The 22,532-nt window shown below is 69.9% G+C and carries 24 protein-coding genes; 6 read left to right on the top strand and 18 right to left on the bottom strand.

Translation table 11 applies throughout. The features are described from left to right. Nucleotides 1–44: 44 nt before the first annotated feature. The 5 genes from AC3EO4_RS53960 to AC3EO4_RS53980 form a co-directional block, all read right to left on the bottom strand. A complete protein-coding gene (locus tag AC3EO4_RS53960; protein WP_379572750.1) occupies nucleotides 45–332 on the bottom strand; it encodes a hypothetical protein in 288 nt (95 codons plus the stop codon). Further along, nucleotides 329–523: a hypothetical protein gene (locus AC3EO4_RS53965; RefSeq protein WP_379572751.1), complete on the bottom strand. Its 195-nt coding sequence runs from the start codon at nucleotides 521–523 to the stop codon at nucleotides 329–331. The genes AC3EO4_RS53960 and AC3EO4_RS53965 overlap by 4 nt, the downstream gene beginning before the upstream one ends. Nucleotides 524–568: 45 nt before the next feature. Beyond that, the gene (locus AC3EO4_RS53970; protein ID WP_431904355.1) at nucleotides 569–1,165 is read right to left on the bottom strand and encodes a PadR family transcriptional regulator; all 597 of its coding nucleotides are present in this window, start codon (nucleotides 1,163–1,165) and stop codon (nucleotides 569–571) included. A 108-nt stretch (nucleotides 1,166–1,273) separates the two neighbouring features. After that, nucleotides 1,274–2,047 carry an MBL fold metallo-hydrolase gene (locus tag AC3EO4_RS53975; RefSeq protein ID WP_379572753.1) on the bottom strand — a complete coding sequence of 258 codons (774 nt, stop codon included), beginning with the start codon at nucleotides 2,045–2,047 and terminating at the stop codon, nucleotides 1,274–1,276. Between the two features lie 4 nt (nucleotides 2,048–2,051). Beyond that, nucleotides 2,052–3,134, bottom strand: a complete 1,083-nt coding sequence (locus AC3EO4_RS53980) for an SDR family NAD(P)-dependent oxidoreductase (protein WP_431904358.1) — start codon at nucleotides 3,132–3,134, stop codon at nucleotides 2,052–2,054. A gap of 332 nt (nucleotides 3,135–3,466) precedes the next feature. Between AC3EO4_RS53980 and AC3EO4_RS53985 the strand changes: the two genes are divergently transcribed. The 3 genes from AC3EO4_RS53985 (at nucleotide 3,467) to AC3EO4_RS53995 (ending at nucleotide 5,640) form a co-directional block, all read left to right on the top strand. Next, nucleotides 3,467–4,408, top strand: a complete 942-nt coding sequence (locus AC3EO4_RS53985; RefSeq protein ID WP_379572755.1) for a DUF3800 domain-containing protein — start codon at nucleotides 3,467–3,469, stop codon at nucleotides 4,406–4,408. A 78-nt stretch (nucleotides 4,409–4,486) separates the two neighbouring features. Next, nucleotides 4,487–4,897 carry a TIGR03668 family PPOX class F420-dependent oxidoreductase gene (locus AC3EO4_RS53990; protein WP_379572756.1) on the top strand — a complete coding sequence of 137 codons (411 nt, stop codon included), beginning with the start codon at nucleotides 4,487–4,489 and terminating at the stop codon, nucleotides 4,895–4,897. A gap of 119 nt (nucleotides 4,898–5,016) precedes the next feature. Continuing rightward, nucleotides 5,017–5,640 (top strand): DUF5753 domain-containing protein, encoded by a 624-nt coding sequence (locus tag AC3EO4_RS53995; RefSeq protein WP_379572757.1) that lies wholly within the window; start codon nucleotides 5,017–5,019, stop codon nucleotides 5,638–5,640. A 61-nt stretch (nucleotides 5,641–5,701) separates the two neighbouring features. Here AC3EO4_RS53995 and fusA read toward each other — a convergent pair whose 3' ends face one another. Further along, nucleotides 5,702–7,789 (bottom strand): elongation factor G, encoded by a 2,088-nt coding sequence (fusA, locus tag AC3EO4_RS54000; RefSeq protein WP_431904365.1) that lies wholly within the window; start codon nucleotides 7,787–7,789, stop codon nucleotides 5,702–5,704. A gap of 381 nt (nucleotides 7,790–8,170) precedes the next feature. On the opposite strand from fusA, the gene AC3EO4_RS54005 reads away from it, so the two are divergent. Further along, entirely contained in the window at nucleotides 8,171–8,560 is a 390-nt protein-coding gene (locus AC3EO4_RS54005) for a hypothetical protein (RefSeq protein WP_431904368.1), read from the top strand. A gap of 206 nt (nucleotides 8,561–8,766) precedes the next feature. Here the strand turns inward: AC3EO4_RS54005 and AC3EO4_RS54010 are convergent, their stop codons facing one another. Genes AC3EO4_RS54010 through AC3EO4_RS54020 form a run of 3 tightly spaced genes read right to left on the bottom strand, consistent with a single transcriptional unit; the run spans nucleotide 8,767 to nucleotide 11,184 of the window. After that, nucleotides 8,767–9,477 (bottom strand): iron-sulfur cluster assembly protein, encoded by a 711-nt coding sequence (locus tag AC3EO4_RS54010; RefSeq protein WP_431904371.1) that lies wholly within the window; start codon nucleotides 9,475–9,477, stop codon nucleotides 8,767–8,769. After that, on the bottom strand, nucleotides 9,474–10,514 hold the full coding sequence (locus tag AC3EO4_RS54015) for an amidohydrolase family protein (RefSeq protein WP_379572760.1): 1,041 nt from the start codon (nucleotides 10,512–10,514) through the stop codon (nucleotides 9,474–9,476). Before AC3EO4_RS54015 ends, AC3EO4_RS54010 begins: the two co-directional genes overlap by 4 nt. A 1-nt stretch (nucleotide 10,515) precedes the next feature. Continuing rightward, a complete protein-coding gene (locus AC3EO4_RS54020; protein ID WP_431904374.1) occupies nucleotides 10,516–11,184 on the bottom strand; it encodes a zinc-binding dehydrogenase in 669 nt (222 codons plus the stop codon). Between the two features lie 219 nt (nucleotides 11,185–11,403). Between AC3EO4_RS54020 and AC3EO4_RS54025 the strand changes: the two genes are divergently transcribed. Next, a complete protein-coding gene (locus AC3EO4_RS54025) occupies nucleotides 11,404–12,171 on the top strand; it encodes a sulfite exporter TauE/SafE family protein (RefSeq protein ID WP_431904376.1) in 768 nt (255 codons plus the stop codon). Nucleotides 12,172–12,186: 15 nt separating this feature from the next. Here AC3EO4_RS54025 and AC3EO4_RS54030 read toward each other — a convergent pair whose 3' ends face one another. Beyond that, nucleotides 12,187–13,119 carry an aminoglycoside phosphotransferase family protein gene (locus AC3EO4_RS54030; RefSeq protein WP_431904379.1) on the bottom strand — a complete coding sequence of 311 codons (933 nt, stop codon included), beginning with the start codon at nucleotides 13,117–13,119 and terminating at the stop codon, nucleotides 12,187–12,189. 172 nt (nucleotides 13,120–13,291) lie between these two features. On the opposite strand from AC3EO4_RS54030, the gene AC3EO4_RS54035 reads away from it, so the two are divergent. Next, entirely contained in the window at nucleotides 13,292–15,739 is a 2,448-nt protein-coding gene (locus tag AC3EO4_RS54035) for a hypothetical protein (RefSeq protein ID WP_431904382.1), read from the top strand. A 29-nt stretch (nucleotides 15,740–15,768) separates the two neighbouring features. On the opposite strand, the gene AC3EO4_RS54040 is transcribed toward AC3EO4_RS54035, so the two are convergent. The 8 genes from AC3EO4_RS54040 to AC3EO4_RS54075 form a co-directional block, all read right to left on the bottom strand. After that, on the bottom strand, nucleotides 15,769–16,503 hold the full coding sequence (locus tag AC3EO4_RS54040; RefSeq protein ID WP_431904385.1) for a dienelactone hydrolase family protein: 735 nt from the start codon (nucleotides 16,501–16,503) through the stop codon (nucleotides 15,769–15,771). A 308-nt stretch (nucleotides 16,504–16,811) separates the two neighbouring features. Further along, nucleotides 16,812–17,414, bottom strand: coding sequence for a GTP-binding protein (locus AC3EO4_RS54045; RefSeq protein WP_431904387.1), 603 nt, complete (start codon nucleotides 17,412–17,414; stop codon nucleotides 16,812–16,814). Continuing rightward, complete coding sequence (locus AC3EO4_RS54050) at nucleotides 17,395–17,796, bottom strand: DUF742 domain-containing protein (protein ID WP_379572767.1); 402 nt, start codon at nucleotides 17,794–17,796, stop codon at nucleotides 17,395–17,397. The genes AC3EO4_RS54045 and AC3EO4_RS54050 overlap by 20 nt, the downstream gene beginning before the upstream one ends. Next, nucleotides 17,793–18,224 (bottom strand): roadblock/LC7 domain-containing protein, encoded by a 432-nt coding sequence (locus AC3EO4_RS54055; protein WP_379573036.1) that lies wholly within the window; start codon nucleotides 18,222–18,224, stop codon nucleotides 17,793–17,795. The genes AC3EO4_RS54050 and AC3EO4_RS54055 overlap by 4 nt, the downstream gene beginning before the upstream one ends. Next, a complete protein-coding gene (locus AC3EO4_RS54060) occupies nucleotides 18,224–20,551 on the bottom strand; it encodes a sensor histidine kinase (protein WP_431904391.1) in 2,328 nt (775 codons plus the stop codon). Before AC3EO4_RS54060 ends, AC3EO4_RS54055 begins: the two co-directional genes overlap by 1 nt. An 867-nt stretch (nucleotides 20,552–21,418) precedes the next feature. Continuing rightward, nucleotides 21,419–21,865 carry a GNAT family N-acetyltransferase gene (locus AC3EO4_RS54065; protein WP_431904393.1) on the bottom strand — a complete coding sequence of 149 codons (447 nt, stop codon included), beginning with the start codon at nucleotides 21,863–21,865 and terminating at the stop codon, nucleotides 21,419–21,421. Nucleotides 21,866–21,908: 43 nt separating this feature from the next. Next, nucleotides 21,909–22,067, bottom strand: coding sequence for a hypothetical protein (locus AC3EO4_RS54070; RefSeq protein ID WP_431904396.1), 159 nt, complete (start codon nucleotides 22,065–22,067; stop codon nucleotides 21,909–21,911). Between the two features lie 162 nt (nucleotides 22,068–22,229). After that, nucleotides 22,230–22,532: hypothetical protein (locus AC3EO4_RS54075; protein ID WP_431904398.1), on the bottom strand; the 303-nt coding region annotated here is incomplete at its 5' end.

Genomic DNA, 22,532 nt, shown 5'->3' on the forward strand with positions numbered 1-22,532 from the left:
CCCCCCCCCCCCCCCCCCCCCCCCCCCCCCCCCCCCCACGACTGTCAGGAGAGTTTCGCCGTCATCTGGCGGAAGCCCTCCCTGGTGGCCTCGTCGAAGCCGATGAAGAACCTGTTGGCCAGGGGCACGGCCCAGCGCAACCACTCGGCGACGTTGTAGACGCGGTGGACGACCAGCGAACCCCTGGGGTGGGGCTCCACGGACCACTCGCCTCTGTACCACCAGCCGCCCTGGTGGTGGAGCTCGCCGCCGAGCGCCTTCCTGAGCTCGCGTTCGACGTGCGCGACCGGCGCCTCGACCACGCCCGACACCTCGGTGATGAGCTTCTTCACGGCTTGGTCACCCTCGTGTTCTGGAAGAACGCGAAACGCCGGCCGCCGCCGGTCTCCACGGCGACGAACGTGACGACCGAGGCGCGGCCGTTGGAGCCGCCCTGGACGATCGCCTGCCGCACGCCGGGGCCCAGCTCCTTGACCTGCGGCTCCCCACCCCCCATGTCGATCTTGATGGGGAGCTTGAACACCTCCCTGTGGGTCGCCTCGATGGCCTGCCTCGACGGCCTCCTCTGTCAGTCGAGCACCTGCTCGAGGAGCGCGCTTCTGACCGAGCCAGGCCAGTCGAGCCGCCCCTCGTCGATCCTGCCGATCAGCCCCCGCACCCAGGCGAGCTCCGCCTCCTGGAGCGCCTGCGCGCACTCCAGCTCCAGCGCGAGCACCTCGGGCAGCCCGCCGTCGGCCAGCGCCTGCCGATGGCTCACGAGCCCGGCGATGCCCCCTTCGAGACTGGCCGCGCGGGTGCGCAGCGCCATCTTGGCCTGGGCCGACGGCAGACAGCCGATCAGCGAGATCGCGGCCGTGAAGGCCCGCCGATCCGCCTCCGGCTGCTCGAGCAGCCTGCGCAGCCGTACCGACAGCTCCGCACGGCCCTCCTCGGTGATCTCGTAGACCGTGCGTTCCGGCCTGCGGCCCTCCCGCGTGGTCTCGACCGGCACGATCAGCTCCTCCTTCGCCAGCCGTTCGACCGCGTGGTAAAGGCTGCGGGGCAGCCCCGTCACGTAGTCCTTGTGCGTGTCGACGATGAAGCGGTGGAGCTCGTAGGGGTGACTGGCGCGCACCGAGAGCATGGCCAGCACGGTCAGTCCGACCAGATCGTGGCGTCGCGCCATGATGCCTCCTCCTATATTGCAGAATGCACTATAGCCGACCGCACGGATATGGCCTCCAGGTAGTAGTCGACTCACCCGATCCCGCGGGCCGGCGGCGCCGGCTCGCGGTCACCCTGCGTCGAGCTGCAGGAACGCCCGCTCGATCGCCTGCGGATAGGGGATCTGCGAGATCAGGTCGCGCAGCCCCTCCACGTGCGCGCGACGGGCCAGGTCAGCGGTGACGGCCAGGTCGTTCATCTGGGCGGTGACGAACGCGCGGTCCACCACCGCGCCGTGCCCCGGCACGATCACCGGCTCCCCCAGCGCGGCCAGCATCGCCGACAGCGTGCCCGGCCAGTCGAGCGGGTACCCGTCGTCGAACGCCGGGGGCGCCCCCTCCTCCACCAGGTCCCCCGCGAAGATCACACCAGCGTCGGGCACGTGCACGATGATGTCGTTGTCGGTGTGCCCCCTGCCGAAGTAGCGCAGATGCACCGGCCTGCCGCCGATGTCCAGCGTCGCCCGTTCGGTGAACGTGTGGTCAGGCACCACGATCTCGACGTCCGCCGCCTCGGGCTCCCTGGAGGCCGCCACCCTGTCCCTGGTCCCCTCGCCGTCCCTCTTGATCTCCTCGGCGGCCCGCGCATGCGCCCAGAACTCGGCGGGGACGAACAACGCGTTGCCGAAGTAGTGGTCGAAGTGGGCATGGCTGTTGACGACGACCCAGGGGTCCGGGGTGATCTTCCTGATGGCGTCGACGAGGTCGGCGGCCTTCGGATGGGACTCCCGCGTGTCGAGGACCAGGCACTGACCGTCACCGACGACGAGCCCCACGTTCAGGTCATAGGACTCGTGCCGGCGGACGAACACCCGATCGCCGATCTCCTGCCACTGCTCGTTCATGCCCTCATTTTTGCGGATGCGGGTCCTCGCCGGTACGGACGGAGACCGTTCCGGAGAGATCGGGCACCGCCAGCAGGCGAAGGAACAGGTCGCACCTGCCCTCGCTCCCCCACTCGATGGTGAGCACCCGCCGTGCCAGGCTCCCCGCCTTCCGCGCCCTGTCGCGCATCAGCCCGTTGGCGAGGGCCACGTGCGAGCCGCAGGCCCTGCCGTACCTGCCGGCCGCCGAACCGAACGTCACCACCAGCCGCGGCCGCTCCACCACGGCGAGCAGCGCCTCCAGCCCGCCCACCTTGGGCGCGACGTGCAGCGCGATCTCCCCGTCCTTCAGCTCCGAGAACCGGGCGGGCCGGTTCACCCCGCCCGCGTGCACGATCGCCGTCACCTGCCCGAGCCGCTCCTCCAGCGCCCGTACGGCATGCGCCACCGCCAGGGAGTCACCGAGGTCGGCCGGCTCATAGGCGTAGTCCGTCGTGAGAGCGCCTAGATCGGCGGCCAGGGCCGGATCGTCGTCGGGCTCGGAACGGCCGAAGAGCGCGAGCCTGGCTCCCGTCGCCTCACCGAGCGCCTTCGCGCACGCGTGCCCGAACCCCTTGCCGCCACCGCTGACCAGCACCACGTCATCGGGTCCGAGCGGAATCTCCCCCTCGGGCAGCTCCAGCGGCACGCTCTCCCTGCGCCACACACCGCCCCGCTCGTCGACGGACAGCTCGTGGTAGCCGGGCCCGGGTCCGACGGGCGTCACGACGTCGCCGGTGGTCATCACCAGACCGACCGCCAGCTCCGGATGCTCCAGCCACAGCGAACGGAGGAACCCCGCGTAGGCGTCGTTCCGCGCGGCGACGATCAACGGGCTCCCTTCGGCCACGGCACCGCGGGCGGCGGCGAGCAGCTCACCAGGAGACGGCTCGACGAGCGCCCCGCTCTCCTCGACCGGCTCGTCGTAGGGCACGGGCCGCTCGCCGAAGCAGCGCACCACCCCCGATGCCGGGTCTTCCTCGCCGGATCCGGGCGGCCCTGTGCGCTGCGCCGCGTCGGGGCGACGACAGCCATGATCCCGCTGAACTGCACGAATGATCGAACGCATCCGATTCCACCGCTTCACTCGGCCGCAGAACGGGTCGGAATTTATTCAGCCCGCTCCTATGGGTCAACGGAGACACACGGCGCTTCCTCGACCTTTGCCACCACCAGCCGACTGCCTTGGCTGTCACCCCCTCTTGGAGGCTGTGTTCGCTGCGGCCGGGGGCCCTCCGTGGAGCGGGCTCGCGGGGCCGCCAGCTGGCCGACGCGCCCGCCATCGGCGCCCTCAGGGTGCGCGCCTGGCGTGCCGCCGCCGCCCCCTTCACCCGCGCCGGCCTCCTCCGCCGCCTGGTAATCCACTTGAGTGATTCGTGGCACTTTGCGAGATTGGCGTCCATGGAATCGGTGCTGGAGATCGCCTGCGACGAGTCCGGCTCGGAAGGAGAGAAGCTCGTCGGCGGGAACACCAAGGTCTTCGCCCACGCCGGCGTACGGCTGGACGTCGCCTCGGCGGCGGCCTGCATCCAGGAGGTACGCGACAGAGCGCCTTCTCCCACGCTGGAGTACAAGTCGGACGTCATCCGGCGCACAAAGCATCGGGAAGCCCTGAAGTGGATGCTCGGCCCGTCGGGGCCGCTCCTCGGCCACACGCACGTGTACCTCATCGACAAGGCGTTCTTCGTCGTCAGCAGGGTCGTCGACCTGATCGCGCCGGAGGAGGACGCCGACGGCCACATGGCGGCCGACCTCTACCGCGACGGCCCTGACAGCCTCGGGCCCGAGCGATGGAACCTCTTCCTGGAGTCCTTCAACGACCTGCTGCGCACCAAGAACGGACGCGGGCCTGGAGTCCGCGTCGACGAGGTGTTCCGCATGGTCGGCGGCCTGGGCGCCCGGGGGCGGATCGGCGACATCATGGGGCTGATCTCGCGCGCCAGGCCTCGTATGGAGGCCTTCAGAGCGGAGCTGCTCGACGACCCTCAGCCGATGCCGGTGCTGGACCCGCTGATCCCGGCCATCATCCGGGCCGTCGCCTACTGGGGCGAAGGCGAACGGCCCGTCTCGATCGTCCACGATCGGCAAACCTTGCTGACGGAGGATCGGATCGCCCGGCTTCATACGGCACGCGGCGGCTGGCTGGCCGGCCTGCGGCTCGTCGACTCGCGGACGGATCCCAGGGTCCAGGTCGCCGACCTCCTGGCCGGGGCCGCGCGCCAGATCGGCGAGAACGCGCTCAACGACAGGGGCGACGCGGAACTCACCGCGCTGCTGCGACCGTATGTGGACGCCTTCTCGATCTGGCCGGCCGCGAGCAGCCTCTCTGCCGGCGGCTCCTGATACGCCGCGGAGCCGGTAGTACGCCGCGGAGCCGGCCGGCGGCAGCGCGGGACGGCCGCGGCGCGGTTGAATGCCGTCATGAACGAGCTCGCCGCCAGGGAGAGATTCGCGGCAGCGCGGACCGCCACGCTCGCCACGGCCGACGCCCGTGGAACACCGCATCTCGTGCCCATCGTGTTCGCCGTGCGGGACGACCTGATCGCGTTCGCCGTCGACCACAAGCCGAAGACGACTCCGGACCTTCGCAGGCTGAGGAACATCGCCGCCAACGACCGGGTCTGCCTGCTCGTGGACCATTACGACGAGGACTGGTCACGGCTGTGGTGGGCGCGGGCGGACGGGAGGGCGGTGATCGCCGAGGATCCGTCCGAGCGGGCGACGTGGATCGCACGCCTGGCCGAGCGCTACGAGCCGTACCGCTCCCGCCCACCCGAGGGCCCGGTGGTCGTCATCACGGTGGACAGGTGGAGCGGCTGGTCCTACCAGTAGAGCCGTGGGCCGCACTCAGCGGAGCACCGGAACGGGCGCATGTCGCATGCGATGAGGACAATTCTGGAGAGATCCGAATCAGCGCCCAGGTAGGGCGGCCTGGGTGGTAGAACGCTGGGGTGGAGGATCGTCGGGATCGCCTGCGGGCGTTGGATGAGCCGGGCGGTATGGCCGGCAGGGAGGCGGCGAACGCGGCCCGGCTCCGTTCGGCGCACCGGATCCAGGTGTTCCAGTCGGTGATGATCCCCTCGCTGCTCCAGACCGCCGACTACGCGCGCACGGCACTCGCTCTCGCGGCGGAGACCGGACAGGACGACGTCGCGGAGGCCGCGGCCGTCCGCATGGAGGCGCAGAGCCTGCTGTTCGAGTTCGGACGGCAGTTCTCGTTCGTCCTCACCGAGGGGGCCGTACGGACCTGGCTGGGATCGGCCGCCCTGATGCGGGCGCAGCTCGAACGGCTCGCGCGGGCCTCCACGCTGTCGAACGTCAGCCTCGGGATCGTGCCGGGGACCGTGACGGCGCCCGGCCTCCCGCCGCACGGGTTCACCGTCCTCGACGGGGTGGTGAGCGTCGTCGAGACCTTGACCGGTGATCTCACCCCGGCCGAGCCGGCGGCGACAGGGGAGCACGCGGACGCCTTCGACGTGTTCGCCGCGGTCGCCGTCTACGGCGACACCCTGCGAGAGCTCCTGCGGCAGATCAGCGCCGACTACGAGGAGCTGGAGACCCGTTTCGGCGATTGAGCCGACCGGAGGGGCGAGGCCTGGGACGGCCCCGCCCTGATGGCGGGGCCGTCGCCGGGTCCTACCTGGACAGCTTCTCCGTGGACGCCGCGCTCGGCACCGGGGCGTAACCCGCGGGCCGGGTGGTGAACGTCCCCCTGCCCTGGGTACGGCTCCGCAGCCTGGTCGCGTAGCCGAACACCTCGGCCAGCGGCACGGTCGCGGTGATCACCACCGTGCCCGCCCTGGCGGTCGTGCCCGAGACGCGGCCGCGCCGTGCCGCCAGGTCACCCAGCACCCCGCCGGCGGCGTCGTCCGGCACGGTCACCGTGACCTCGACCACCGGCTCCAGCAGCACCATGCGGCAGGCGCGCAGAGCCTCCCGCAGCGCGAGCCGGCCTGCCGTACGGAAGGCCAGTTCCGACGAGTCCTTGGGATGGGTGGCGCCGTCGGTCAGCGTGACCCGCAGGCCGGTCACCGGGTGACCGCCGAGGGGACCGGCGGCCAGGGCGTCCCGGCAGCCGGCTTCCACCGCACGGACGTACTCCCGCGGGACCCGCCCGCCGACGACGGTCGAACGGAACACGAAGCCCGTGGCGTCGTCACCGGCGGGGTCCGGCGGATCCACGTCCAGGACGACGTGGGCGAACTGCCCGGCGCCCCCGTCCTGCTTGACGTGCCGGTACAGCAGGCCGGACACACCGCGGGCGACCGTCTCCCTGTGCGCCACCTGCGGACGGCCGACGCCGACATCCAGGCCATGGGAGCGACGGATCTTCTCCACCGCCACCTCCAGGTGCAGCTCGCCCATCCCCGACAGCACCGTCTGCCCTGTTTCGGCGTCGGTCCGTACGGCCAGCGAAGGGTCCTCCTCGACCAGCCGCGCCAACGCCGCGGCCAACCGGCCGGTACCGGCGCTCGTGCGGGCCTCGACCGCCACGGAGACCACCGGATCGGCGGCGGACGGCGGCTCGAGGACCAGCGGCGCGGCGGGTGCGCACAGCGTGGCCCCTGTACGGGCCGCCTTCAGCCCGACCACGGCGACGATGTCCCCGGCCACGGCCTGGTCCACCTCGGTGTGCCGGTCGGCCTGGACGCGCAGGATCCGGCCGACGCGTTCGGTGCGTCCAGCGCCCGCGTCCATCACCGTGTCTCCCTTCCGCATCGTGCCCGAGTACACCCGCACGTAGGACAGCCGCCCTGTGGCGGTCGCGCTCACCTTGAACACCAGCGCGGCCAGCGGCGTCGCCGGATCGGCGGCACGCTCCTGCGCCTCGCCGTCCCAGGTGCCCGGTACCGGTGGAACGTCCACCGGCGAGGGCAGGTAGGACACGACGGCGTCCAGCAGCGGCTCGATCCCCCTGTTGCGGTAGGCCGATCCGCACAGCACCACCACGCCCTCACCGGTCCTGGTCAGGTCGCGCAGCGCTGTGGCGAGAGTGCCTGCGGAGATCTCCTGCTCCGCGCAGAACTCCTCCAACGCGATCGGGTGCAGTTCGGCGACCGCCTCCTCCAGCGAGCGGCGTCGCCGCCGCGCCTCCTCGTACAGGTCGTCGGGCACCGGGCCCTCCGTGACCGTGTCCTGGCCGTCGGCCCAGACCAGCGACCGCATGCGCAGCAGATCCACCACTCCGACGAACCCGTCCTCCCGGCCGATCGGCAACTGGACCACCAGCGGGACGCTGTGCAACCGCTCGCGGATCGAGCCGACAGCCGCGTCGAGGTCGGCGCCGGCTCGGTCCAGCTTGTTGACGAAGGCGATGCGCGGCACGCCGTACCGGTCGGCCCGCCTCCACACCGACTCGCTCTGCGGTTCGACTCCCGCGACGCCGTCGAAGACCGCGACCGCGCCGTCGAGCACCCGTAACGCGCGCTCCACCTCGTCCGAGAAGTCGACGTGGCCAGGGGTGTCGATCAGGTTGATCCGGTGACCGTCCCAGGAACAGCTCACCGCCGCGGCGAAGATGGTGATCCCACGATCGCGCTCCTGGGAGTCGAAGTCGGTGACGGTCGTCCCGTCATGCACCTCGCCACGCTTGTAGGTGGCGCCGGTGATGTACAGGATCCGTTCGGTGACGGTGGTCTTGCCGGCGTCGACATGGGCGAGGACGCCCAGGTTGCGGACGCCGTCCGGCTGGTCGACGAGATGACGGTGCAGGTTGGCACGCATGGCCTCTGGCCCTTCGAGAGGATCCGAACAGGACAGCGCGATTCCCCGACGAGACGGCCTGGAGTCAGGCCATGGCGAAACCCTGGTGCGGCGCGACCGCGAAGGGGCGGCCCGGTCGATCAGTCGAGTGCCGGGCCGGCAGGGATCAGGTGTTCGTCAGGGGGACATCCGGCGTCGGCCGCGCAGCCGATGCCGGGCCGGCGAAGACACCAGGATCACCTCGTGTCGTGACGGGGGAACCACCGCAGCGGTGCTGTAGCGCACGGCCGGCTCCTCTCCCTCGTCAGTGCGCGCTGCGGTGTCGTGGCAGCGCGCCGTTCGTGGCGAGTGTAGTGAGAGCGGTGCGAGCGGGGAATCGGTTTTCCGCGGGCACGGCGGGGGATGGTGGCGCGGGGGCAGGGCCGGGCCGACGGCACCTGGTGGCGGCGGTGGCGTCCGGAGGATGACGTCCGGGCCGCCGAGGTGGCGCGGCTCGACGGGGTGCTCAGCGTGCGGGCCTCGGCTTCCCTGCTCCGCCGCTGGGCCGTCAGCGTCGCCACGATAGGTGACGATGTGGACGAGGGGATGTCCTACACCGAACTGGACGGCCCGAAGTGGGAACTCTGCCGGAGTGACGGCGAGGTGCAGACCTTCCGCGACTACCACCAGCGGGTGTCCGTCGCCAAGGTCTCCCGCAGGGAGGTGCTGGGGGAACACGCGCCCGGCGAACCCGCGGAACTCCGGCCGCTGATCTGGAGCAGGAACGGCGCTGTCCGAGACCGTCGGCGATAGCGACGGGCGGGCTCAGGTGTCGCGTGAGCGGAACACGCTGAACGTCAACCCGTCCACCGCCGTCTTGTCGCCATAGCGTTTGGTCAAGCCGGTTATTTCGATCATTTTCCGGCCCCTTCGGGGATGGGAGACGACGACGCCCGCGCTGTTCCTCCAGTCAAGATCTTCTCGGCGGGGCTGTCCACACGCGTTCCCATTCCGACGGGTCAGGTCGGTTCGCCTGCCGGAGGTGACGGGTCCCGCTCCGCCGCTTCGGGGTACCGCGTATGGAGCAGTCCTCGGCAGAAGTCGGCGTTGCCCTCGATGCTGACCCGTACGGCACGGGCGAACCGCAGCCGCGGCGCGGCCTCCTCGGCGGGGATCGGCTCGCCGTGCTCGTCGAGAAGCAGCGGCGACTGCGGCGAGCAGTCCAGCCCGAGCTCGGCCCTGCGGTGAAGCAGCCGGGCCAGCTCCGGGGACTCCGGAACCTCGCCCAGCCGCAGCCGCCCGGACCGCAGGCCCTCGGCGGTCAACCGGGCGCACATCCGGTCGAGGCTCGCCAGGTAGGCCTTGCGCCGGAACGTCAGGCGCAGCTCGTCAGGTTCTCCGCAGGCCTCGCCGGGGAAGGACCCGGTGAACCCCGCGCCCTCCGCGACGGCCGCGTTGATCTCGTGGGCCGCGAAGTGGTCCTCCAACCGCACGTCCACCGCGACCACGCCGGGTACCGCTCGTACCGCGTCGCGGGCGTCGGCGACCATCAGGTAGGCGAAGTTCGGGGCGCAGAAGTACGTCGGCAGGCGGAGCCGTACCGAAACGCGCCCCTCGTGGACCTCGGCCTCGCTGACGAACCCGAGCTCGGTGATCGGCTCGTCCAGCTCCGGATCCCGCACGGTCGCCAGCGCGGCCCAGACGCCGCCGCCGGGAGGCGGGACGCTCACGCCGGCACCTTCGGCCCTGACGCGACGGGCTCGCCGCTACCCGCGTGGGCTTCCACGACGTCCAGCTCGGGCGGTACCGGGATGTCGTAGAGCCGGGCGGCGTTGAGGCCCAGGATCTTCTTCTTCACCTCAGGGGTGAGCTCGCCGTACTCCCCGCGCATGTCTTCGGGGATCTGGAAGTCCACGAAACGCTCGATGAGCCACTTGGGCGTCCAGATCGCGTAGTCGCTGGCGAAGGTGATCCGGTTCTCGTCGAGCCAGTACAGCAGCTCGCCGATCACCTGCGCGAAGTAGCGCGGCCTGGTGTGAATGAACGGCATCACGACGGCGAGCCCGCCGTAGACGTTGGGCTCCTGCGTGGCGATCCAGCAGAAATCCTCCAGTCTGGGCAGCCCGCAGTGCTCGACGACGAACGTGAGCTCGGGGAACTCGCTCGCGACCTCGTCCACGTCGGCCACGTCGAACGCGTCCCGGTTGAGCGGGTAGATCGTCGGCCCCTTGTGGACGTGAATGTTGCGGATCCCGAGTTCCTGGCTCTTCTCCAGGTACCGGTAGGACCACGGGTCGGTCAGTTTCCAGCCCTTCGAAGCGCCCTTCCATTCGGCGGTGTAGAGCTTGACCCCTTTGAGGTTCCAGCGCTTCGCCAGCGCCTCGAGCCTTTGAAGTCCCGCCTCGCCGTCGCGCGGATCCCACGACCCGTTCACGATGAACTTGTCCGGGTGCTTCTCCGCGAGCACCCCGTCCTGCTCGGTGGTGTTGAATCCGTTCACGAAGAAGTCGTTGAGGTAGGTCGGCTGGAAGATGGCCTTGTCCACGTAGCCGACCTCGAAGACGTCGTGCAGGATCCGTTCCTCGCTCTGCTGCCAGAATTCCTCCAGCGACCACACCTCCGGCGCCGGAGAGAGATTGCGGTGGTAGTCGTAGAAGCAGTTGATGAAGCCCTCGCCGTAGCGGTTCGCCTGATTCGCCGGCCTGGCGTCCCAGAAATGGATGTGCCCGTCGACGACGAAGTACTTCTGGCCATCCTTTTCGTACATCTCAGCTCCTCGTGGGTACGAGAATTCCCCGGCCCTGCAGGCGCCCGCCGTCCAGGTCGTCCATGGCCTCGTCAACGGCTTCGAGGGGATATTTCCTGGTGTGCAGATGCACCTTCCCCCGCGCGGTCAGGGCCATCAGCTCGTCCAGATCGTTGTACGAACCGACGAGATTGCCGATCACGTTGATCTCGTTGGAGATGATGTCGATGGTGGGGATCTCGACACGTCCCCCGTAGCCGATCACGAAGTACGAGCCCGCGCGGCGCAGCATCGCCACACCCTCGGCTTCGGTACCTCCCTCGCCGACGAAGTCGAGCACCACGTGCGCGCCGCGCCCGCCGGTGAGGTCGGCGACCGCCCCAGGCGATGTCCGCCACGAACTGCACGATCGACGTGCCGGCCCCGACCAGCGTGATGGCCACGACGGCCTCCCTGCCCACGCTGCGGGTGAGGAGTCGGCGGATGCCCAGTACCAGGAACACGAACAGCACCAGTCCGGCCAGGTTCGCCACGTGGGCGGCCTGCCAGTCCAGGCCGGGTCCGTACACGCCGTCCATCCGGCCGACCAGTCTGATGACCCCGTACGCGAGCATGAGAAGCGGTGCGGCCACGGCCGCTGATCTGGCGATCTGCATGGGTCGATGCTGTCGCCACCGATCCGCCCCGGCATCAGGGTTCCCCCTGCCGCCCCCCTGAGGGGACCCCGGTCGGGCGACGAGCCGTGTGTTCGCCCAGGGCCCTCCGCCAGCGCGGCGATCCTCGGGCTGAGGGGAAGACGGCGGCGTGGAGCCGGGACACTTCGGTGAGCGCCGAAGTGATTCCCGCCTAGCGTCGGCTGGATGAGAGTCCCGCCGGGCACAGCCGCCGACTCCGCGAAGGAAGAGACAGCGTGACGCCATGGGAAATGCTCGCCGTCTTCGCGGCAGGCGTCAGCGCGGGCGCCATCAACACCGTCGTCGGTTCCGGATCACTGATCACCTTTCCCGTTCTGCTCGCCACCGGCATGCCGCCCGTCACCGCCGCGGTCTCCAACACGCTCGGTGTGATCCCCGGCTCCATCAGCGGGGCCGTCGGCTATCGCAAGGAGCTCACCGGCCAGAGCCGGCGCATCCTGAAGATGAGCATCGGTGCCCTGCTCGGCGGGCTCACGGGCGCCACGCTCCTGCTCGCGCTGCCCCCTACGGCGTTCGAGAAGATCGTCCCGGCCCTGGTGGGGCTGGCCCTCGTCCTGGTCGTCCTCCAACCCCAGATCACCAGGCGCGTACGGCGCAGCCGCGAATGCGCCGGCGGCCCCGCCCGCCCCGACAGCGGGCCGCTGCTCTTCACCGGCCTGACGCTCGCCGGCGTCTACGGCGGCTACTTCCCCGCCGCCCAGGGAATCATCTACATGTCCCTGATGGGCGCGCTCCTCGACGAGACCCTGCAACGCCTCAACGCCGTCAAGAACGTCCTTGTCGCCATCGTCAACGGCGTCGCCGCGCTCTTCTTCCTGTTCTCCGCGAGGTTCGACTGGACGGCCGTCGCCCTCATCGCGGCCGGTTCCGCGCTCGGCGGGCAGATCGGGGCCAAGGTGGGCCGCCGCCTCAGCCCCGCCGTACTGCGCATGCTCATCGTGGCGGTGGGCACCGCCGCCATCGTCCACCTACTACATCACTGACCCACGACCTATGGTCTACGGGCGGTCCGTCAGCAGCTCCGCCAGGTGGTCCGCGATCTCGATGAACCTGTCCAGCCGTGATCCGCTGCGGGCGATACGGAACCCGTGGCGGCGGCCCCCGAACGCGGCCTGGACGGCGTGGAGCTGGGCCCAGCGCCGGGCGCGTTCACGATCGAGCTCCGCGGCCTCGGCGAAGACGTCCAGCGTACGGAGGAGAGCCTTCCGCAGGTCGTCCGCTTCGAGGAGCGTCAGCACCCGCGACTTGAGCAGCGTGCCGCCGTCGTAGGCGGGGTCTCCCGCGTACCCCTTGGGGTCGACGGCCAGCCACGGCTCCCGGCCGGCGCGCAGGATGTTTCCGGCGTGCAGGTCGCCGTGGACGAGGATGTCCGGCTGGACGCGGCCCAGTTCACGGACCGTCGCCACGGCGGCGTCCACCACGTAAGGCGACAGAGTGTGTGTCAGCTCCTCGGCATCCCTACGCAGCTGCTCCTCCCAGGCACCGGCCCGTTCCCGCAACCGGGGAAGGCCAGGCGGCGCGGGGATGGCGAGCCGGCGACCGATCCGCCCCGCGACACTCGCGACCTCATCGCCATCGTCGACCTCCGCCAGCGTCGACATCTGGGCTCGTTCGAGCAGCATGGCGAAACGCCCGTCGTCCCGCTCGTGCAGCAGAACGGCTCCGCACCCACCCCACGCCGCGAACGCGTGCGGCTCGTGGACGTTTCCGGGGTGTGGAAACGACACCTTCAGCACGGCGATCCCCTCGGACCGTCGTCGCACCGGGACGACGACCCCGACACCTCCGTGCACGACCTCGCCGTCCTGCACGCACTCCCAGCGCGCCATCAACTCGTCCACGATGCCGGGCAGTACGGCGAGCCACGCCCCTCCGGGCTCTCCTTCACGCTCGACGGTGCTCCGCGCGAACGCCTCCGGCAGCTCGATCATTCCGGCACCCTAGACGCCGGCCCGGCGCCGCCACCAGGTCCGAGCCGGCCAATGTACTGGGGGCTGCCGGTCCGTCGTGGGTCGGCGGCGGCGGAAAGATCACTCCCGGCCTCGGCCCGATGTATCTTCGGGGACTCACCGGTAACCGTCACGGCTCGCTGTGGAGATGCGGATGACCCGACCGTCGGACCTGTCACCCCCGGACGACTGGAGCCCTTCGGAGCAACGGCTGTGGGCCGCGTTCCGTGAGGGCGCCCAGCTCGACCTGGAGGGGCCGAGCCCCGTCACCGGCTCGCCCGGCAGCGAGTACTGGGGGCCGGAACGGATCATTCGCGCCGAGGTCATCAGCCATCTGCTCATGCACGGCCCCGAGCAGTCCCCCGGCAAGCCCGCCAGGCTCATGCTCAAGGGGGCGCGGGTGTCCGGCTGGCTCGACGTCGGGTGCGCCGAGCTGGCGTCGTTCTCCTTCGACGAGTGCGTCTTCGACCGGGCCCCCTTCCTGAACGACGCGACAGCGCAATTCATCGGCTTCACCAGCTGCCTGCTGCCGGGGCTGGACGCGCAGCGGGTCAGATGCTCGGGTCCCGCGTGGCTGAGCGGCAACCGCTTCCTCGGCCCCGTCCACGTCCAGGACGGCGAGATAGGCGGCGACCTTCTCCTCACGGGCTCGACGATCGACGGGGGGCAGGCCGAGCGGGCCGTCGGGCTCGACGGGACGCATGTCGCGGGCGACCTCGACATGTGCGCCGTCCAGGTCACCGGCGTGTTCAGCATGGAGACCGTACGGATCGACGGCGACCTGCGGCTGAACAACGCCAAGCTGGCCGCACCAGGCCAGTGGGCGCTCTACGCGCCCAAGCTCGCCGTCGGGGCCTCCGTCGTCGGGCACACAGGCGTGCAGGTGACGGGCGGCGTGTTCCTGGAAGGCTCCGTGTTCGAGGGCAACGTGATGCTGAACCGCCTGGAGGTGTCGCGGCCCTTAGACATCGCCCTCGCCCTCGACCACTGCCGTGTCGCGCTCGCCTTCCAGTGCGAGGACGCCCGCTTCCGCGGCACGGTCCGGCTCCATCACATGGTGGTCGGCTGCCAGATCAGCCTGCAGCGCGCCAAGGTCGGCGACGTCAAGAAGGACGAGGACGCCGTCCGCGCCGACCACCTCGAAGTCGAGGGATCGGCGCTCTTCGCCGACCTCGACCTGGCCGCCCCCCTCTACCTGCACGGCGCCAGGATCGACTGCAATCTCTCCGTCGCGGGCGCCAAACTGTCCGCCGCCGGTACGGCGGCCGCGCTGAACGCCGACAGAGCGCGCATCGGCAACCATCTGGTGGCCAGGAACTGCGCCTCCGACGGCGCGGTCGTCCTGACCGCCATCCAGGTCGACGGCAACACCAACTTCATCGACGCCACCATCGCCAACGGCTCGGGCACCGCCCTCGACCTGCGCCGCGCCGTCCTCAAAGGATCTCTGGAAGCCACCGGCTCCTTCACCGCCACCGGATCGGTCAAACTCACCAACGCCGCGGTCGGGGTCGACCTGAGGCTGACGGACGCCACGCTGAAGAATCCGCGTGGCAGAGCCCTGGCCGCCTCGGGACTGCACGTCACCGGCGACCTCATAGCCGACCGGTGCACCGTGGAAGGCCTGGTCGACCTCGCGGGATGCCTGCTCGACGGAGACCTGCGTCTGGTCGATGCCACCCTGACGGGCCTCAGCGCCGACGAGTCGTCCCGCGGCTCGGCGGTCGACGCCAAGGGGGAATGGCGCGGCCTGGCCGTACGGTGCACAGGAGCACGGATCGTCGGCGACGTCGACCTGCGCGGCGCCCAGCTGAAGCGGGAACTGGTGCTGGACAGCGCGACCGTCGGTCGCACCGTCCGGCTCGAAGGCACCCATCTCGCCGCCGAAGGGCCGTCCGCGCTGCGGGCCGACGGGCTCACCGCCGAGACGCTCGTGCTCAAACCCGCCGCCCGGCCCGTCCACGCCATCTCGCTGGCGTCGGCGAACGTCCAGGAACTGGCCGACGGTGCCACCTCATGGCCCGTGGCCGCGGGCATCAACATCTCCGGTTTCCACTACGAACGCCTCGACTCCGACCTTCCCGTGGCCGAGCGGCTGCTGTGGCTCGAACGCGCCACCCCCACCTACGCGGCCGGGCCGTACGAGAAGCTCGCCGCCTGTCTCGACCTGGCAGGCCAGGACGGCGACGCCCGCGCGGTGCGCCTGGCCTCGATCCGGCGGTCGCACCAGTCGAAGAACCTGATGATCCGGCTGTGGGGCGGCCTGCAGGACGCGGTGATCGGGTACGGCTACGCGCCGGGCCGGGCGCTCGCGATCTTCGGGCTGGTGCTGGTGGGAGCGAGCCTCTGGTTCTCCCTGGGGACGCCCGGATGTCCCCCCGCAGGCCCTGGGCTGTGCCCCGTCAAAGCCGACGAACATCCCACCTGGGATCCGTGGCTGTACTCCCTCGACCTGCTGATACCACTGGTCGACCTCGGCCACGAGAAGGCGTGGGACCCGCTCGGGGTGTCGAAACTGGTCACGATGGTGCTCGTCATGAGCGGCTGGGTGCTGACCACCACGGTGATCGCCGCCGCCGGACGGACGCTCCGCCGCGCCTGACCCCGCCGGTGTCCCGCGCGCCCTGTTCGCTACTCGTGGTCGGCGACGTGCTCGTCGAAGAAGGCGAAGGTACGCCGCCACGCCTCGTCCGCCGCCGGACGGACGAGGCCGTGGCGCAGCGGGAACAGCGCGAGTTTCGCGACGGGGTGATGCCCGTCCGTCATGAACGAATGCCCGGCGGCCGGATAGATCTCCACGTCGTGCTCGATGCCGAGCGCTCGCATGTGCTCCTGCAGCCGCGCGCCGTGCGAGCGGAAGCCTTGGTCGCGGCCGCCGTAGGAGCCCACGACCGGACACACCGACCGCAACTGCTCCTGGTCCCGGGGAACCACGCCATAGTTCACCGACGCCGCCCGCACGCCGGGCGGCGCGCTCGCCGCGTACGCCAGGGCGAACCCGCCGCCCATGCAGAATCCGATCACACCGAGCCGGGCGCCGTCGACGTCCTCGCGGCCTGCCAGCCACCGCCGGGTGGCGTCGATGTCGGCGGTCGGCCGGCCCGGCTTACCGGTCGCGAGTTGGTGCATGGCCCGCGCCAGGCACCCGACCCTGGTGCCGTGGCTGTACAGATCGGGTAAGACCGCCGCGTATCCATGCTCGGCGCACCGGTCCACGACATCCAGCATGTCCGGTTCGACGCCGTAGATCTCGTGCACGACCACCATTCCCGGCCATCCGGTCGCGGGTGCGGTCCCCTCCGGCAGGGCGACCGTCGCCGCCAGCGAACCGCCGTCCGGCAGCGGAACGCGCACGTGTTGTCTCATCAGCACCCCTCGGCCGACCGGCAAGCGAAACGTAGCCTAAGCCCTCATCCTCCGCCCAGCGGGTGGGTGGCGGAGCATATCGGGCATGGTCGCCGCGGAGCCCTGACCCTGCCCGCGAATGGCCCGTGAGATCATCTACACTCTGCCGCACCGGACGACGGCGAAGGAACCGTGATGCCCCTCGACGATCACGTGAAGGTCGTCTTCCGTTTGGAGCAGGACGAGGACGACTGGCCACCGGCGGGCTCAGAGTCGCTGTGGGGCGAGGTCGGCGACGATTATCGACCGCGGGCACCCAAGACTGAGGTTCACTGAACCACGGGTTGCGGTGCCGTACGGGACTGGGCGGCCATCAGGTGGTCGATGAGCGCCAGCAGTACGTCTCGGCCCGCCGTACGGTCGCGGGCGTCGCAGAGCACCAGTGGCACCTGCGGATCGAGATCGAGTGCCCTGCGGATCTCCTCCTGGGTCCGGTCCTTGACGCCGTGGAAGCAGTTGACGCCGACGACGAAGGGGATGCCGCGGCTCTCGAAGAAGTCGATCGACGCGAAGCTCACGTCCAGCCGGCGGGTGTCGACCAGGACGACCGCGCCCATCGCCCCGTTGACCAGGTCGTTCCACATGAACCAGAAGCGTTCCTGGCCTGGGGTGCCGAACAGGTAGAGCACGAGTTCGCCGCTGATCGTGATGCGGCCGAAGTCCAGCGCGACGGTCGTAGTGGACTTGCCGCTCACCCCTTCCAGATCGTCGACGCCGACGCTGGCATGGGTCAGGTACTCCTCCGTTCGGAGGGGGGCGACTTCGCTCACCGCGCCGACCAGGGTCGTCTTCCCGACGCCGAAACCTCCGGCGATAAGGATCTTCACTGCCAGGGGAGCGGCGTTCCCGTGGTCAGAGTTTGCGTAGTCCATCCCTCACCGCCTCAAGGATTTTCATACCGGGGAGGCCGCTTGCCTGCGCGAAGGCGAGCGGTGGCCGGGCCCGCAGCTGACGGGCCTCGATCAGATCGCCGATGAGGATCTTGGTCACTGACACCGGGAGGTTCAGCGCGGAGGCGACCTCGGCCACCGCCAGGGGCCGCCTGCACAGGGCGAGGATGGTGCGGTGCTCCGGCTGCAGTCTCCTCGGGCCGCGTCCGGCCTCCGAAGAGACCTCGGAAAACGCCGTCACCACCGTGATCAGTGTCAGGTCGTCCCGTTCAGGGGTGGTTCGCCCGCCGGTGATCGTATAGGGACGGACAAGGGGCTCGTCGGCGTCATCGTCGTCGTCGAAGCCCTCCGTCCAGTGCTTCATCCGCGTCTCCCCGTGTCTTCAGGCCGCGGGGTACGCGCGCCGGTGCCCAGCTTCTGGCCCACCTGCTGGATCAGGGTGTGCATCGCGACGGTCATCAGTTCGGCGTCGACCTCCTGGGACGCGACGACGGCCAGATGGGTGCCGCGGCCCGCGGCTGTGACGAACAGCCACAGGTCGGCCATCTCGATGATGACCTGGTGGACCGGTCCGCCGCTGAAGAGCTGACCGACACCGCGAGCCAGGCTCTGCTGGCCGGTGGCGATGGCGGCGAGGCGTTCGGCGTCCGAGCGTTCGATGGTGCGGGACCGGCTGATCACCAGGCCGTCGTCGGACAGCACGATGGCGTGCCGGGTGCCCGCGACCCGATCGACCAGGCCGTCCAGGAGCCAGTCCAGGTCGGTGTCGGTGGCGGTGGTTCGCTGCGTCATCATCGATCTTCCGTCGTAGGGGGACTGGGCTCGGGGGGACCGCTCGGCCGGGGCTGGAAGGCGTCCTCACCGGTCCTGCGCATGCGGGACTGCCGCTGGAAGGCGCCGATCGTGGCACCGGATCGGGTGGGCTGGTCGCGTACGGCCCACGTGTCCTGGCCGGTCTGTCCATCCCCGTCCGCCGGGGCCTTGAGCTCGTTGACCAGGCTGGCCTGGCGCACCCGCTGGGGCAGCGGCCGGCGGTCGGACGGCGGGGGTGCGTCGTCCCGATGCGATCCGGCGCCGGGTGCCGTGACGTATGCCATCGCGCGTCCCCTGGAGCGGGTCGGCAACTGCGCGTCCTCGTGGGCCACGCGCGGGCCGGCCGTACCGCCTTCCTGTGGGTGGGGCTGCGAACCTGCGGGGTTCTGGGGAACCTCCCGGGGGACGGCCGGCTCGGGTACGGCACGGGGGCGGTCCACCACCAGCGGTTCCGGGAGCAACACGATGACACGGGTACCGCCGAACGCCGACGGCCGCAGTTCCACCCGGAGGCCCAGGCCCGCGGAGAGCCTGGCGACCACGTACAGGCCGAGACGCACGTCGTCGGCGTGGGTCATCACGTCGAGCTGCGGCGGCGACTTCATCAGGGCGTTGGCGGCGGCGTACTGCTCGGGCTCCATGCCCAGGCCGCGATCCTCGATCTCCACGGCGATGCCCCGGCTGACCGGCGAGGCCCGCACCTCGACCGGGGTCAGCGGCTTGGAGAAGGTGGTGGCGTTCTCCATGAGTTCCGCCAGGACGTGGACCAGCGGTCCCACCGCGCGTTCGGCGATCCAGGGTTCGCCCTCGACGTCGATCGTGATCCGCCGGTAGTCCTGGACCTCGCCCTGCGCGGCGCGCAGTACATCGAGCAGGTGAACCGGCTTGCGCCAGCGGCGCTGCGGCTGGCCGCCGCCGAGGATCACCAGGTTCTCCTCGTAGCGGCGCAGCCGAGCGGTGAGATGGTCCAGGTCGAACAGGCCCTCAAGCACCTCGGGGTCCTCGTGCTTGCGTTCCAGTTCGTCCAGCTTCTTCAGCTGAAGACCGATGAGGATCTGCGTACGGCGGGCGATGCGCTGGAGCATGCGCTGGAAGCCACGGTGCTGTTCGGCCTGCCGTACGGCGGTGAAGACGGCGCTACGGCTGGCCAGGTTGAGGGCCTGCCCGAGCTCGCCGAGTTCGTCAGGGGTGGGCTCGACCATGTGCACTTCCGCGTCCACGTCGACGTCCTCGCCGCGCTCCAGCCGGGCGACCACGTCGGGCAGCCGCTCCTGCAGTTCCAGGGCTTCCTCGCGCAGGTGGCGGATGCGCCGGCGAAGAACGGAGGTGAGACGCCAGCTGGTGAAGATCACCAAGCCCAGGGCGAGCAGGCCCACACTGGTGATACTGATGAAGATCACGAAAAGGCGGTTGGCATGGCTGTAGCCGATCGTGCTGACGTTCTCGAGCCGAAGGCTGAGGAGTTGCAGCAGTTGCGCGGTGAACGTGTCCACCGAGGAGCGCCACGCGGGGCCGATCTCGCGGAGCGTCACCTGGTCGCTCTCGGCGCCGACACCAGAGGTGAGCAGCCGCCCCTCCAGGGCGGTCATGGTCTCCCACGCCTTGCTGGTCGTCAGCGTGCCGTACTGCCTCTCGTTGGCGAGGAGACCAGGGATCACCCGGGACCGCAGGAGGTGCCTCTTGGTGCCGATGGCGTCGGCGACAAGGCCGTACTCCTCCCTCGTCAGGCGCCCCGTCTCCCAGCCACGCGCCAGAACGGCGTCTTCGCGGCCGACCATGTCGACGACCCAGAACAGGTCGATGAGAGTCTCCGCCTTGCTGTTCACCTCGCCGTGATCGGTGTGGCTGAGGGCGGTGAGGACGCCGAGGTCCGACTCGAGGACGCCGCTGTAGTAGTCGAACGCCTTCTGCTGGCTGGACCAGCCCGCGTCCACCGCCCGGCGCTGCTGGTCGAGGAGTCCGAGGCCACGGTCGGTCCGGGCGATGGCGTCGGTGAGTCCCTCCTGCCCGTTGGTGATCTCCAGGGCTGCCAGCGGGCGGAAGGCGTCCACGGCCTGATCGGTCACCGCGCGCTGCTTGACGAGCTTGTCGCGGGAGGTGCCGCGGGGGGCGGCCTGCACCTCCGCGGTGAGCCGTCGCTCCTGGTCAAGGCTGAAGAACAGGTCGGCCGCGGGTCTGCCGACAGTGGTGGTGGCCAGATCCATCTGGGCCTTCTCCGCCCGCCACTGACTGGACAGCTGGGACATGCCCGAAGCCAGCAGAGGGGCGAACGTCATGCCCGGCACGATCACGACAATGATCAGCACGGTACGCAGACGCAGGCGGCGAGAACCGGCCGGCCGCCTCGGCCCGCCACCGGTTGAGCCTGATAATCCGTTCCCGTCGGCCACGGTCTCTGCTCGTCGTCGCCCGACCCTGCCCCATCCAGCCACGTGCAGGACACTCTCCTCGTCGGTCGGTGCGTCCTTGACGAAAATCGCCTCAGTAGGCGATTAGTGGCCCGATAGTAGCCATACGCAAGATGAGTCGAAAGCCCCGCTTCGCCGGTTCTGACAGGATTCTTCGACCGGTTAGTGCACTGGAGGGTGGGAGTGTACGGTTTTCGGCGCTGGCGGATGAGGCACCACAGCGCTCGCCGACCCGAAGAAGGCGATGAGGAAGCGCGCGAAGCGGAACGGGCTGCCGACACCTGCGCCTCCGGGAGGATCGGGGTGGGAAGATCCGAGCTCCTGGCCCGCCGCCGATCCTTCCGCGTCGCGGAGATCCGTGTTCCGGATCCTCATGGCCGGCGTCACCGGATCAGGGCATCGCCGACGTGCGGGCGGAGGCCAGCCGTACTCGGTCAGGACCGTTCCGCCGTCGGCCGCGTAGGCGGCGACGCCTGGCGTGGCGCCGATCCGATGCAGGGCTTCCTGAGGGGCCAGGTCCCGCACGAAGCCGACGCAGACCCAGGTCTGTCCGACGCCGTCGGTGAACGCTGCTGTCGCGTCGCTCATCCACGCGCCTTCCGTCGCAAGGCTGTGATCACGACAGGAGGGCCCGCCAGCACGCCCCGCCCGTCTGCCGGTTACCTTGCCCGAAGGGGGCACGTGTTCCGGACGATCAGCCCCCGGCTCCATCCATTGATGGCGCACCCCTTGGCGATCATCCCCGAGCCGGAGTACCCCGCCGGCTCAAGCGTTTGGCGAGCCCGTCAGAGCCTTGAACATCTGCACGTCGTCGTGCCCGCCGGGTATCCCGAGCATTCGCCCGGTCTCGACGTAGCCGTGCCGCTGATAGAACCCGGGAGCTTGGAAGGTGAACGACGAGACTGCGACGCGATCACAGCCGCGTCGCAGAGCCTCCGCCTCGGCGGCTTGGAGAATCTTGCTGCCCCATCCATCCTTGCGGCTCTCTTCTCGAACCCACAGCATGTCGATGCCGCACAGACCTCCCCAGGTCCATGCGGCCAGGCCTCCCACCAGTTCCCCGTTCTCGTCAGTGACCTTGACGGAGAAGGACGTCTGGTCGGATACGCCGGTAGCGGCGGCGTTGAAGGCGGTCAGCGCCTCGTCGAGCTGCCTGTTCAGCTCTGGGTCGCGGTCGCCGACGACCAGTGTGAGGGAAGAGTTCGTTGTCACGCTGCTGGAGTATGGCAGGAGATGCACGGCACCCCGTTGCCCGTCAGCAGGGTTGCCAGGCCTCCGGGGGCCAGCCCCGCAGCAGCATGACGGTCGCTTCCATGCCGAGCAATAGTGTGGCTGGCCGCCCATCAGAACGTAGTCGATCAGCGATCTTGATCACCTGGGTGTCGGTCACCGGAGCGCCGGTCATCACGTCCACGTCTACAACGAGCCCTGCCGGCTGAGTGGCCCCCAGCGCCTTCGCAGGTGACCGGACCCCCGGTTAAGGCCCGTGGACCTTGAAGATCAACAGGCGCTTCGACGCAGTGGCCCGTTCCGGCCAACGGCACAGTTCCATACGATGTGAACTACGACACGATCATCATGTGTGTTGTACAGATGATCCTTGAGGTGCCCCTAGGCCTCGCCGCACGAAAACGATGACCACGCCGACAAAGGTCGTGAACGCTCCGGAGAGCACAGCGAACACTGCCATGACGAACTCGCCGTCCGGATCCCCGACCCCGGCAGGCCGGCCTTCGATCCAGTTCACCGTGGCACAGGCCTGCGTCGCGGCCAGCACGCCGAACGCAATCGTGATTGCGCCAAGAATGTAGCCGGGAGAACGCGTCCACAACCTCCGGCTTACACGCGCGGCGCCGACCACGAAGCCGATAGGTGCAGT

The sequence above is a fragment of the Nonomuraea sp. bgisy101 genome, assembly GCF_057708945.1.